The 12,012-nt window shown below is 66.7% G+C and carries 16 protein-coding genes; 1 reads left to right on the forward strand and 15 read right to left on the reverse strand.

Annotated elements, in window-relative coordinates:
• Positions 1 to 6 precede the first annotated feature (6 nt).
• From AB1A62_RS11520 to AB1A62_RS11580, 13 genes are all read right to left on the reverse strand, one after another.
• Positions 7 to 666: a phage tail tape measure protein gene (locus AB1A62_RS11520; RefSeq protein ID WP_366661627.1), complete on the reverse strand. Its 660-nt coding sequence runs from the start codon at positions 664 to 666 to the stop codon at positions 7 to 9.
• On the reverse strand, positions 659 to 874 hold the full coding sequence (locus AB1A62_RS11525) for a rcc01693 family protein (protein ID WP_366661628.1): 216 nt from the start codon (positions 872 to 874) through the stop codon (positions 659 to 661). Before AB1A62_RS11525 ends, AB1A62_RS11520 begins: the two co-directional genes overlap by 8 nt.
• Entirely contained in the window at positions 871 to 1,191 is a 321-nt protein-coding gene (locus AB1A62_RS11530; protein WP_366661783.1) for a gene transfer agent family protein, read from the reverse strand. The genes AB1A62_RS11525 and AB1A62_RS11530 overlap by 4 nt, the downstream gene beginning before the upstream one ends.
• 2 nt (positions 1,192 to 1,193) lie before the next feature.
• A complete protein-coding gene (locus AB1A62_RS11535; RefSeq protein WP_366661629.1) occupies positions 1,194 to 1,607 on the reverse strand; it encodes a phage major tail protein, TP901-1 family in 414 nt (137 codons plus the stop codon).
• Between the two features lie 46 nt (positions 1,608 to 1,653).
• A complete protein-coding gene (locus AB1A62_RS11540; protein WP_366661630.1) occupies positions 1,654 to 2,061 on the reverse strand; it encodes a DUF3168 domain-containing protein in 408 nt (135 codons plus the stop codon).
• Positions 2,058 to 2,390 (reverse strand): head-tail adaptor protein, encoded by a 333-nt coding sequence (locus AB1A62_RS11545; RefSeq protein WP_366661631.1) that lies wholly within the window; start codon positions 2,388 to 2,390, stop codon positions 2,058 to 2,060. Before AB1A62_RS11545 ends, AB1A62_RS11540 begins: the two co-directional genes overlap by 4 nt.
• Positions 2,387 to 2,986, reverse strand: a complete 600-nt coding sequence (locus AB1A62_RS11550; protein WP_366661632.1) for a head-tail connector protein — start codon at positions 2,984 to 2,986, stop codon at positions 2,387 to 2,389. Before AB1A62_RS11550 ends, AB1A62_RS11545 begins: the two co-directional genes overlap by 4 nt.
• Before the next feature lie 185 nt (positions 2,987 to 3,171).
• Positions 3,172 to 4,353: a phage major capsid protein gene (locus AB1A62_RS11555; RefSeq protein WP_366661633.1), complete on the reverse strand. Its 1,182-nt coding sequence runs from the start codon at positions 4,351 to 4,353 to the stop codon at positions 3,172 to 3,174.
• Positions 4,350 to 4,919: an HK97 family phage prohead protease gene (locus AB1A62_RS11560; protein WP_366661634.1), complete on the reverse strand. Its 570-nt coding sequence runs from the start codon at positions 4,917 to 4,919 to the stop codon at positions 4,350 to 4,352. The genes AB1A62_RS11555 and AB1A62_RS11560 overlap by 4 nt, the downstream gene beginning before the upstream one ends.
• A 23-nt stretch (positions 4,920 to 4,942) precedes the next feature.
• Complete coding sequence (locus tag AB1A62_RS11565; protein WP_039182700.1) at positions 4,943 to 5,167, reverse strand: hypothetical protein; 225 nt, start codon at positions 5,165 to 5,167, stop codon at positions 4,943 to 4,945.
• Complete coding sequence (locus AB1A62_RS11570; protein WP_366661635.1) at positions 5,160 to 6,389, reverse strand: phage portal protein; 1,230 nt, start codon at positions 6,387 to 6,389, stop codon at positions 5,160 to 5,162. The genes AB1A62_RS11565 and AB1A62_RS11570 overlap by 8 nt, the downstream gene beginning before the upstream one ends.
• 295 nt (positions 6,390 to 6,684) lie before the next feature.
• Positions 6,685 to 7,971: a terminase family protein gene (locus AB1A62_RS11575; RefSeq protein WP_366661636.1), complete on the reverse strand. Its 1,287-nt coding sequence runs from the start codon at positions 7,969 to 7,971 to the stop codon at positions 6,685 to 6,687.
• Positions 7,964 to 8,356, reverse strand: a complete 393-nt coding sequence (locus AB1A62_RS11580) for a recombinase (protein WP_366661637.1) — start codon at positions 8,354 to 8,356, stop codon at positions 7,964 to 7,966. Before AB1A62_RS11580 ends, AB1A62_RS11575 begins: the two co-directional genes overlap by 8 nt.
• A 288-nt stretch (positions 8,357 to 8,644) precedes the next feature.
• On the opposite strand from AB1A62_RS11580, the gene AB1A62_RS11585 reads away from it, so the two are divergent.
• Positions 8,645 to 9,418 carry a TIGR01458 family HAD-type hydrolase gene (locus AB1A62_RS11585; RefSeq protein WP_366661638.1) on the forward strand — a complete coding sequence of 258 codons (774 nt, stop codon included), beginning with the start codon at positions 8,645 to 8,647 and terminating at the stop codon, positions 9,416 to 9,418.
• Between the two features lie 91 nt (positions 9,419 to 9,509).
• On the opposite strand, the gene mltG is transcribed toward AB1A62_RS11585, so the two are convergent.
• Positions 9,510 to 10,664, reverse strand: coding sequence for an endolytic transglycosylase MltG (mltG, locus tag AB1A62_RS11590; protein ID WP_366661639.1), 1,155 nt, complete (start codon positions 10,662 to 10,664; stop codon positions 9,510 to 9,512).
• Positions 10,664 to 11,929: a beta-ketoacyl-ACP synthase II gene (gene fabF, locus AB1A62_RS11595; protein WP_366661640.1), complete on the reverse strand. Its 1,266-nt coding sequence runs from the start codon at positions 11,927 to 11,929 to the stop codon at positions 10,664 to 10,666. The genes mltG and fabF overlap by 1 nt, the downstream gene beginning before the upstream one ends.
• Positions 11,930 to 12,012: the final 83 nt, after the last annotated feature.

The following is a 12,012-nucleotide window of genomic DNA, read 5'->3' on the forward strand; positions in this document are numbered from 1 at the left end:
CCATCCTTAACGGTTGCGCCCGCCGCGGGACAGCGCGCGGCTGAGCTGCGCCGCGATCTGGCTGCGGCTGCGTTCAAAGCCTTTGACGTCCGGGGTCGTGACATTCATCACCACGTTGACCGCGCCGCCGCCCTGGCTGCGCACGCCCAGCGAGCCATCGGCGCCGCGGGTCAATGGCAGGATCGCCTCCGGCCCGGCTTCGCCCATCAGCCCGGTGGCTCCGCGCATCGGAAAGGTCGTGGGGCCGGTCACGATGCCGCCCTTGGCAAAAGGCATAACCTTGCCCTGGCTGAAGGCTGCGCCGTTGGCGAAAGGCAGGATGCTGCCGATGAAGCTGCCGAAACCGTCGGAAATCAGCCCGCCCACATGGTTGGTGACCGGTTTCATCGCGGCGTTATAGGTGGTGCGGATCATCGAGCGCGCCAGCGTGTCCATCGCATCCGACAGGCTGGCGCCGTCAAACACCAGATCTTCAAATACCCGCCGCAACCCTTTGGAAAGACTGCGGTCCAGGATCTGCGCGTCGCGGCCGGTTTCGGAGAACCCTTCCTTCACCCGCCCCAGCACTTCTGCAAAGGCCGCGGCCATTCCTGAGGCACCGTCCAGCGCTTCTCCCAACGCCTCGCCCTGCAGTTCCAGTTCTGCCATCGAGGATGAGTCAGTCATCTGTTGTCTCCTTGTTCCTTGGCGGCGGGAGGTCCGGGAAGTCCTGCATCAGCGCCGCCAGCCGGTCGCGGGCCATCGGCTGGGGTGCGGCGGCATCGCCCAGCATCAGCCGCAGCTCTGCGGGGGTCAGCTGCCAGAAATCGCGCGGCAGCAGTTTCAGCCCCGCCATCCCGGCGCGCATCAGCGCGGGCCAGTCGAGCGCGGTCATGGGCTGTCCGGCACGGCAAAGCTGCGCACCAAGAGTTCCGCCGCCACCTTTGCCGCCTGCATCGGGCCGCCGCCAATGGCAGCCGCAGCCAGATCCTCGCGGCTGAGCTCATGGCCGCCGCCCTGCAAACCCGCTGCCAAGAGCGCCAGCACATCGCGGGCAGAGAACCGGCCCTGTTCGAACCGCTGTACCAGGTCGACCAGCGTGCCTTCCTCCAGCGCGGCCTCCAGCCCCGCCAGCGCACCGAGGGTCAGCTTTAGCGCGTAAGGGGTTCCGTTCACGAGTAATTCCGCCTCGCCTGCGTGCGGGTTCACCATCGTCACACCGCCGCAAAGCTGAGCTGGCCGGCGCTGGCGAGCGACAGCTCATAGGTCGCCTCGCCATTGTGGCTGCCGGCGTATTCAAGTGCTGTGACCTGGAACGGCCGCTGCACGATGCCGAAGCCGGGGATGATGACCTGGAACTCCGGTGTCAGCCCTTCAAAGAACAGCTGCCGGGCGCGTTCGTCGGTGGCCTCGTCCCGGAAGATGCCGGAGCCCGAAATGCTGGCGGAACGCACGCCGGCGCCGGCCAGCAGCTCGCGCCAGCCGCCCTGGCTTTCGAGGCTGGTCACATCGACGCTTTCGGCGTTGAAGCTGATCCTTGTGGCGCGCAGGCCGGCGATGGTCTCAAACAGGCCTGCGCCGTTCATGTCCACTTTGACCAACAGGTCCTTGCCGTTTTGAACTGTCATGGGGTTTCTCCATGGTTTTCAATTGGTTTCGTTAAGATCCTGCGGTTCAGACATCGTCCACACGGGCGCGGAAGCGCAGGGTGATCTGGCGTCCGCCGGTGCCGAGCCGCTCAGCCTTGGCACGGTCGAACCACAGGCCGGTCAGCTGTCCGCGCGGCAGCGGCACCGCAGCGCCAACCAGCGCGTCACAGACGGCGGCGGCGGCGGATTTGGCGGTGGCAAAACCGGCCATGTCGGTGGTGACGGTGACAAAGAACCGGTGCTCGGCCCCGCCTGCGGTCTTGTCGGAGCGGTCCAGCACCTCTTCGCTGCCAAGCGCCACATAGGTCTGCGGCAAGGGGCCTGCGGGGATGGCGTCATAGATCGCGCTGCCGACCAGCGCGGTCAGGCCCGCGTTGCCGGTCAGATGGGTGTAGACGGCGGATTGCAGCCCGCCTGCGATGGCATAGGTCATGTGCTCACCTCCGCAACCGCAAAACAGGTGAGGTAGCGGGCGTCCGGTCCATTTTCCGCAACCGCATCAATGCGGTAGAGGCGGCTTCCGTCACGGAACCGCTGATCTGGGCGCGGGCGGGACGCAAAACCATCAGGAGAAGCACGCAGAGTGATGCGGTATTTCTGCAAAGACAGGCTGTCGCTGTTCAGACGCCCGCTGAGGGACTTCACCTCAGCCCAGTGGGTGCCAAGCGCCACCCAGGTCTCAGCATAGCCGCCGGCGCCGTCGGGGGCGCGCTGGGGGTCTTCCAGCACCAGTTTGCGGGTCAGGTTCGGGGGGCGTTTCATGCCAGGCCTCCCAGGGTCAGCCGCAGGGTGCGGTAGCGTTCGATCAGGCTGGTGACGCCGAAGGGCATGCAGCCGCCATGCAGGCCGGTGTCGGCCCGGTATTCGTAGTAATGCGCCGCCAGCAGCATCACCGCCTGGGCCAGATCGGCGGGCAATCCGCCCCAGTCCGCCGCCATGCCGGCCTGCAGGGTGACGCGTGCCAGCCCGCTCGCAGGAATGGCAGGCAGCAGGCTAGCGGTTGGACACAGGCGCGGGCGCTGGCTGTCGCGCTCCAACCGGTAGGCGGCGGGGTCCAGCACCGTCTCAGCGCCGGCGGCGTCGCGGATCATCACCTCTGCCACAGCCTGCACCGGGGCGATGGGAAACACCATCCGGGCCCGGTCGCGCCAGTGGCGGATCTCGATCTCAAATTCACGTGTTATCAGTGCCTTGCCGGTTCTTCCTTCCACCGCTGCCAGGGCGGCGCGCAGGAAGCCAATCAGCACCTCGTCCTGCAGGCTGTCCTCGCCAAAGCCGGTGCCCAGGCGGAGGTGTGCCTTAAACTGGGCCAGCGGCAGGGCGGCCTCGGGCACGGGGGTCACTTCGCTCAGCATCATCATCTCACTCCTGCGGGCCTCCCCCTTGTGCCGGCCCGGGTCTGCTGTCCGTTTTTCTAAGGTTCGGCCGGCACGCACCGTTCCCTGCCGCTCGGACGGAGGGGGAGCAGCTAGACGGCAGGGAAACATGGGGGTGCGTGCCAGCCGGCGGACCGGTCTGCCGGTCCGCCATCAGCGCTGAGCGGTCAGCTCAGGCCGAATTTCATCAGCTTGATCGCGGCAAAGTCGCTGACGTCACCGCCGACGCGCTTGGTCGCGTAGAACAGCACATGCGGCTTGGCGCTGAAAGGGTCGCGCATGACGCGCAGGTCCGGGCGTTCGGCAATGGTGTAGCCGGCGCGGAAGTCGCCGAAGGCAATCGGGTAGCTGTTGGCGGCCGGGTCCGGCATATCCTCGGCAATCAGCACCGGGTAGCCCATCAGGCGCGCGGGTTCCCCCGCGGCCAAGCCGTCGGACCACAGGAAGCGGCCATCGGCGTCCTTCAATTTCCGCAGCATTCCCGCGGTCTTGGAGTTCAGAATGAAGGTGGCGTTGGCGCGGTATTCCGCCCCCAGCGCATAGACCAGGTCGATGATCGCGTCGCCGTTGCCGATTTCGCCATCGACGCCGGTGGCCTTGTAGCCGATGTTGCCCCAGGTCCAGCTGTCGTTTTCCTCGACGTTGTAGTTGAGGAAGCCGGTGGGTTTATCGTTGCCGTCACCGTTGATGAAGGCGTCAGCCTCGGAGCGGGAAAACTTGTCGGCGATGCGGCCTGCCAGCCAGCCCTCGATGTCAAAGGCGCTGTCATCCAGCAGCCGCTGCGACGCCTTGGGCAGCGCGCTGAGTTCGTGCAGCGGGATAGAGATGCGGTCGATATTGCCGGTGGAGGTTTCCGCCGACGGGCCGGTTTCATTGGCCCAGCCGGCGCCCATTTCGCTGTGGTCGATCAGCACGTCATAGGAAGACGCCTCCACATGCACCACGGAGGCCACCGCGCGAATCGAGGCGGAGGCGTTCAGCACCGCCTTGACGGTGTCCGCGGTCTGCGGATCGACCAGATAGCCGCCGTCGCTGCCCACCGCGGTGGACATGGATTTGCCGTCCAGTTCGAGGCCGCGCAGGCCGTCGTCGTCGCCGCTGCGCAGGTAGGCGTTAAACGCCTTTTGGTGCGGGGCGCCCGCGTCCTGGCTGGCTGCCAGATGGGGTCGGTTCTGAGAGATTGTCTTACGGTCCAGCATGGTCACTCGCTCTTCTGCCTGTTTCAGCCTTGATTGCACGTCGTCCTGAAACCCCTTGAATTCATGAAGAAAGCCGGTGATGGCCTGTTTCACTTCATGCGCCAGAGGCGCTGCGTCCCCGGATTGGGCCGGGAGGTCTTGATTGCTCATGATGGGTGTCCTGTTTTGAGGTCACGGGTGATCTGGCGCAGGCCGTCGGCCAGGGCGCGCAGCGCTTGCGCTTCCGCATCGGCGGAGGATTTTGCTGCCACCCGGGCGGCGGGCAGCATCGGGAAGGTGACCAGCGACACCTCCCACAGCTCCACCCGGGTCAGGTGGCGGGTGCCGTCCGGGGCGCGGGTGGCTTTCAAAGTGCGGTAGCCGATCGACAGGCCATCGATGGCGCCGGCCTTAATCAGCGCAGCGGCCTCGGCGCCTTTGGGTGTGGCGGTGAGGATGCGGCCCTTCACATACAGTCCGCGCTTGTCCTCGCGCACCTCGTCCCAGACGCCGATGGGCTGGTGCGGGTCGTGCTGCCACAGCATCTTGACCGTGCGGCCCTGATCGCGGAGCGCCTTGAGCGAGGCCGCATAGGCGCCGCGCATCACCACGTCACCGCCCTGGTCGGTCTGGCCGAACAGGCTGGCGTAGCCCTTGATTTCGGTTGCGTCCTTCAGCGAGAGTTCCTCGCCGAAGCGTGCGAATTTATGTTCCAGCTGGGGGGATCCCTGCATCATCTGAACCTCGCAAGTCGTTGGAGTTACGGCAATTGCACCGTCAGGAAGGATTGAAAGGCCTGCGCCAGGATGACGGCCGCGACGCCGTAGACGGTGAGCCAAAGGCGTTTCTCCAGCCGCTCCATCATCTGTTCGATCCGGTCGAGGCGGCGGTTCACGGCGTCGTTCTGGATCTGGGCGACCCGCTCGTGGGCGGACAGGCGCAATCCCGGTGAACAATCAAATGCGTGCATCGGGTGCTCAGTCATCCTGTCCGCCCTCCGTCTGCTCTGTGGGCAGGGTTTCTGTGGGCAACCCCAGCAGACGCCGCTTTTCCTCATTGCTGAGGAAATCCGCGGAGGTGATGCGCCGCCACTGCGCCTCGCGCTCAGCCGCCAAGGCGGGCAGCTGGTCGAGGTCGGGCTTCAGCGTCAGCGCCTCGCCGGTCCAAGCGGTGAGCCAGCCGGACAGCGCGGCGGTGACCTTGGAGACCAACGGCAGCACGGTCAGCCGGTAGAAGGCACGGTTGGCCTCCTGATAGTTGGCATAGGTCGCGTCGCCGGGGATGCCGATCAGCATCGGCGGCACCCCGAAGGCCAGCGCGATTTCGCGGGCGGCGGTGTCCTTGGTTTTCTGGAATTCCATGTCGGAGGGCGAGAAGCCCATCGGCTTCCAGTCCAATCCGCCCTCCAGCACCATCGGGCGGCCGGCATTATTGGCCCCCTGGAAGTTTGATTGAATCTGGTCACTTAGATTGCGGAATTGATCGTCGGACATCTGCCCCTGGCCGTCGGAGCCGGTCCAGACCAGCGCGCCGGAGGGGCGGGCTGCGTTGTCCAGGAGCGCCTTGGACCAGCGGGAGGCGGCGTTGTGGACGTCAATCGCCATCGCCGCCGATTGCAGGGCTGAGAGGCCGTAGTGATCGTCCTGCGGGTGGAAGCTTTTGATATGGCAGATGGGGGAGTTGCCCGGCTCGTTGGCGAAGCGGTGCTTTCGCCCGCCCACCACATAGTCAAAGCCCGCGGGCCAGCCGTCCGGCCCCGGCACCACGTTCATCCGGTCAGAGCGCAGCACATGCAGCTCTGCGGGGGTTGCGTCCTCTGCCGTGACCATCTCGATATAGGCGTTGCCGGACAGGAGCAGGTGGCCGTAGAGCGCCTCCAGCAGCTCGGCCTGGGTCTGGGCCGGGTTGGGACGGGCCAGCAGTGACAGCCAGGGATGGGTGTCATAGCGCTGGCGGCTGTCCTGCAGCACCAGCGGCACCGCGGCGGCGGCCTCGGCAATCAGTCGGATCACCCGGTGGGCGACCGGATTGCCGGCAAAGCCGCTGCGTGTCAGGGAAACGGTGTCGCGCGGGCTCCAGGCGATGCGGCCGGCGCCATGCCAGGAGACCACGCGGGCGGTCTGGCTGGCCTTCTGTTCCAGGCCCGGATTTTCGGGGTCTGGTTTCCGGGGGTCCGGCGTTTTGCGCCGCAGCAGGTCAAAGACCATGGTCCGCTCCTCAGGTTGTTCCTGTGTGGCGCTGCTGGCCCTTAGGGCTGGTGCGCCTTTGCTGAGGAAAATTAGTGCCGGAAAGGCCTGAAGATTTGGCAAGCGGTGCGTACGGTGGGTGCGCAACACCTGAACATAAGATCCTGAAATTAAACGAATACAAAGGAATCAATACAGTGTTGCATCACACTGAGGGCGGCGCCCGGCCCGGCGGGGTGGACGCGAAGCGCCCGCCCCGTGGGGGGCGGGACGGGCGCTGCCCGGCCTATCGGCCGGGTGGTTGTTTGCTGGTGGGTTACAACACCCGCACCTGCGGTCGGCGCAGGTTTGCGGCGGGCTGGATGATCAGCTCATGCAGCGCCCAGACCAGCGCATCGACCCGGTCGGGCGAGCCGCTGCCGCGGTAGCCCTGCGGCGTCATCTGGCACATTTGGTCTTCCAGCTCTCCCAGCCCCGGCAGGTGGCGCACCCTGCCCTGCTCATAGAGCGCCGCCACCGGCTCTGCGCGGGCGGATTTGCCCTTTCTCGCGTGGAGCGCGCGGAACGGCACCAGCGGGTCCGCCTGGCGCAGCACGGTTTCCACCAGGGCGCCGCCCTGGTTGACCTCTGCCACCACCCGTTCAGCGCCAAACCTGTCGCGGGCGGCAATTACCGCCTGTGCCCAGGCGAGCGGGCCAACCCCCTGCACGGTGCAATCGGCCAGCACATAGGCCTGCCAGTCCTGCGGCGGGCCGTGGGTGACGGCGCCGGCCACCACGATTCCGCAGGCATCAGAGTTCTTGCCTGCGCTGACCGCCGGGTCGACCGCCACCACCACCCTGTCGAGCGGCGGCGCCTCTGCCAGCTGGGCCTCCACCAGCGCTGCAGTGGTCCAGAGCGCGCCCTGGATGTCCGAGAGCATCACACCGTCGAGCTCCTGCCGCCCCAGCCGGGTGCCTGCATAGCGTGCCCGCACCTCCGCCAGAAACGACGGTGCGAGGTTGGCGCAGTTGGCCTCAGTCGGGGCATGGGTGGTGACGGTGCTGGGCGAGGCCAGCAGCCGTTTCAGGACCGGCGCATTGCGCGGGGTGGTGGTGACACAGACGCGGGGGTCCTGCCCCAGCCGCAAGGCGAACTGGAGCATGTCCCAGCTCTCCTGCCCCTTCCTCCACTTGGCCAGCTCATCCGCCCAGGCGGCGTCGAACTGGGGGCCGCGCAGCGCCTCATGGTCATGGGCCGAGAACGCCTGCGCCTCTGCCCCGTTTGGCCAGATCAGCTTGCGCTCCGAGGCTTTCCACTTGGGGCGGCGGTCCGGCGGTGAGCAGGCCAGGATACCGCTGTCGCCGTGAATCATCACGTCGCGTACCTGGTCATAGGTCTCTGCCACCAGCGCGATGCGGCGGGCGGTGCCGGGGTCATAGGGGCTGGCCCCTTCGGCCAGCGAGCGGATCCATTCGGCCCCTGCCCGCGTCTTGCCTGCGCCGCGGCCGCCCAGGATCACCCAGGCGCGCCAATCGCCCTCCGGCGGGCGCTGGTGATCCAGCGCCCAGATGTGGAACAGATGCGGCAGCGCGCACAGCGTCTTGCGGTCCAGCTCATTCAAAAAGCAGTTCAGGAGCCAGGGCGGCACGCAGGCGAGAAAGTCCGCGCTCGACAGCTGCGCGCGCTGCGACGAGATCGAGCTCGTGTTCGGATTTGAGCATGCGGGCGAAATCGGTGCTTTGTTCTGCAAGGGTCTTCTCCACTTTCTGGCAGTCCCGGATCAGGTCCTCGAGCTTGCGGACCTGAGTCTTGGCACCGGTCACTTCATCGGCGCCGGTGGTTTCGAGCTGCTCCCGGAGCTCCTCTGCCTCTTTGCGCAGGCGGTGGATGCTGTCCTGCAGGGACCGCAGGAGATCGGCGGTGTAATGCACCCGCCGTTTCAGGAGGGCGGCGCCGTCCTGGTCCGGTGTCTGGCCCGGTGCCGGGCCGCTGGTATGATCTGTCATGGATTGCTCTGCCTCATGCGTTTTTGTCCGCACGAGAGAAAGACAGGACGGCCGCCGGCGGAGGGGATCCGGGGCCGTCCATGTTTCTTCCAGCTGCACCACAACCTATACGCGATTTTGCAGGAAAAGTCAAGGGTTACGGGAGGGGCAGCGTACGGTGGGTACGCAACGGGGGTGCAGTAAACAGCGTTGACGCCCCGGTTGGCGCCGGCCTTGCGCCTGGTCCCCGCAGCGATTGCAGAGGAGGCCTGATTTGACGCAAGCACAGCGCTCAGGCAGAGTTTGAACATGGCACAAACCGTTCTGCTTGATGTGTCCGGCGTCCTCTACCAGGGCAGCCGGGCTGTCCCCGGGGCCGTGCAAGCCCTGTCGCGGCTGCGGGCCGCAGGGCGGCAGGTGCGCTGCCTCACCAATTCCACCCGGCAGCCGAAGCGGCGCATCATGGGCAAGCTCCGGGACCTTGGCTTCGGCATCCAGCCGGAGGAGGTGTTCACGCCTGTTGCTGCCGCGCTGGCGTGGCTGGAGCGCACGGGCCACAGTCCGCATTTGCTGGTCCACCCGGCGCTGGAGGAAGAGTTTCAGGACTGCAAGGGCGGTGGCCCGCCCGCGGTTGTGGTGGGCGATGCCGGACCGGCCTTCTGCTATGAGAACATGAACCGCGCCTTCCGGGTGCTGCTGGAGGGTGCGCCGCTGCTTGCCCTGGCCGACAACCGTGTTTTCATGGACGAGGACGGGCGGCTGAGCCTGGATGCCGGGCCTTTCATCAAGGCGCTGGAATTCGCCAGTGCCGCCAAGCCCAAGCTGTTCGGCAAGCCGGACCCGGAGTTTTTCCGTGCTGCCGTGGCCAGCACCGGCTGCTCGCCGCAGCAGGCGGCGATGATCGGCGATGATGCGGAAAGCGATGTTGCAGGCGCCTTGGCGGCCGGGCTGGCAGCCGGCTATCTGGTGCGCACCGGCAAGTACCGCGACGGCGACGAGACGCGTTTTGACCCGCAGCCGACCGCCACGGCAGCGGATGTGCTGGAGGCTGTGGACCGCCTGCTGGCGCAGGACGGGGCGTGACCTGAAGGCTTGAGGGCGCGGGTTTGCGCCCGCCTCTGACAGTAAAAAAGGGCGCCCCGGGGCGCCCTTTTCCGTTTTCCAAGCCGCAGCTTCAGTTGTTCTGCTGCTGGGCTTCGATCTCGCGCCACTTGGCGACGTTCCTGTTGTGCTCGTCCAGCGTCTCGGCAAAGGCGTGGCCGCCGGTGCCGTCAGCAACGAAGAACACGTAATTGGTGGTCTCCGGGTTCACCGCCGCCTCCAGGCTTGCAAGCCCCGGGTTGGCGATCGGTGTGGGCGGCAGGCCCTCGATCACATAGGTGTTCCAGGGGGTTGCCTTGCGCAGTTCGCTCTGGCGCAACCCGCGGCCCAGCACTCCCTCGCCCTTGGTGACGCCATAAATCACCGTCGGGTCGGTCTGCAGGCGCATGCCGCGGTTGAGGCGGTTGGTGAAGACAGAGGCGACCAGGCCGCGCTCCTCGGCAACCCCGGTTTCCTTCTCGATGATCGAGGCGAGGATCAGCATTTCCTCGGGGCTGGTGACAGCGGCGTCCGCCGAGCGGCCTTCCCAGGCGGCGCTGATGCGCAGCTCCTGGCGCTTCTGCATCTCGGCCAGCACGGCGGCACGGTCGGTGCCCGGTGTGACCTCGTAGCTGTCCGGCGCCAAGAGGCCCTCAGCCGGGCGGTCGCCGGGCTCGCCTGCCAGCACGTCCATCGCCTTCAGCGCCTCGACCACCTGCCAGCTGGTCACGCCCTCGGCCAGCGCAATGCGGTAGCGGGTGTCGGCGTCCTGGCGGGTTTCGGTGTATTCAGCCGGGACCTCATCCTCGCCGAGGATGAATTCCGCCTTTTCCGCGAATTTATTGGTCGCCGGATCCAGCTCGCGCACCTCAGCCTGGGTGCGGGTCACGCCGATGCGGTAGACGATCTCGGTGCCGCAGGTGGAGGCGCCGGAATGGGTGATCTCGTCAACGATGCGCTCCATCGAGGCGCCCGGCTCCACCAGGAAGCTGCCGGCCTTCAGGTGGCCGGTCTTCTCGCTGTACTTGGCGCCGAGGCGGAAGATGGTGCCGGAGGTGACCGCACCCTGCGCTTCCAGGTCGCGGCTGACGCGGGCCATGTTGGAGCCCCGCTCCACCCGCAGGCAGATGGCGGTGTCCAGCGGACCCTGGGCCGTGTACTGCGACTGGCCCCACAGGATCAGGCCGCCCAGCAGGAACAGGGCGGCGATCAGGACCGTCAGCATATTGGAGGCGAGGCTGCGCCACATCAGCTGGTTTTCCCGAAGATCACCGATGCGTTGGTGCCACCGAAGCCGAAGGAGTTCGACAGCGCCACGTCGATCTTGCGCTCGCGCTTGGCGTTGGGCGCCAGGTCGACCGGGGTTTCGACGGCGGGGTTGTCGAGGTTGATGGTCGGCGGCGCCACCTGGTCGCGGATCGCCAGAATCGAGAAGATCGCCTCAATCGCGCCGGCGGCACCCAGCAGGTGGCCGGTGGCGGATTTGGTCGAGGACATGGTGACATTGGCGGCGTGGTTGCCCAGCAGCCGTTCGACAGCACCCAGTTCGATGGTGTCGGCCATGGTCGAGGTGCCATGCGCGTTGATGTAATCGATGGCGGAGGGGTCCAGGCCTGCGTTGGCCAGGGCCGCCTTCATCGAGCGCTCGCCGCCTTCGCCGTCCTCGGACGGGGCGGTGATGTGGTAGGCGTCGCCCGACAGGCCGTAGCCCAGCACCTCGGCATAGATCTTGGCGCCGCGGGCCTTGGCGTGCTCGTAGTCCTCCAGCACCACGATGCCGGCGCCCTCGCCCATGACAAAGCCGTCACGGTCGGCGTCGTAGGGGCGCGAGGCCGCCTTGGGGTCGTCGCCGCGCTTGGTGGACAGCGCTTTGCAGGCGTTGAAGCCGGCAATGCCGATCTCGCAGATCGCCGCCTCGGCGCCGCCTGCAATCATCACGTCGGCGTCGCCGGATTTGATCAGACGGGCCGCGTCGCCAATGGCGTGGGCGCCGGTCGAGCAGGCGGTCACGACGGAGTGGTTCGGGCCCTTGAAGCCGAAACGGATCGAGACCTGGCCGGAGATCAGGTTGATCAGCGCGCCGGGGATGAAGAACGGCGACACCCGGCGGGGGCCCTTCTCCTTGATCATCACCGCGGTATCCGCGATCGACGACAGGCCGCCGATGCCGGAGCCGATCATCACGCCGGTGCGCAGGCGGCTTTCCTCGTCCTCGGGCGTCCAGCCGGCGTCGCGCACGGCCATGTCGGCGGCTGCGATACCGTAGAGGATGAAGTCGTCGATCTTCTTCTGCTCTTTCTTGATGACCCAGTCATCCGGGTTGAAAGTGCCCTCGGAGCCGTCGCCGCGCGGAACTTCGCAGGCATAGGTCGTGGCGACGCCGCTTGCCTCGGCATCAAACAGGGTGATGGGGCCGGCACCCGACTGTCCATCCAGCAACCGGGACCAGGTTTCTTCGACTCCGCTGGCCAGCGGGGTGACCAGGCCCAGTCCGGTGACTACTACTCGGCGCATTCCTTGCTCTCCTATGCCTCGGCAATCCGTTTGTCCAAATAGCTTGGAATGGCAACCGGGTGCAAGAGCGGGCTGGCCGCCGG

Origin of the sequence: Leisingera sp. JC11 (genome assembly GCF_040704725.1) — a bacterium.
Lineage (GTDB): Bacteria > Pseudomonadota > Alphaproteobacteria > Rhodobacterales > Rhodobacteraceae > Leisingera.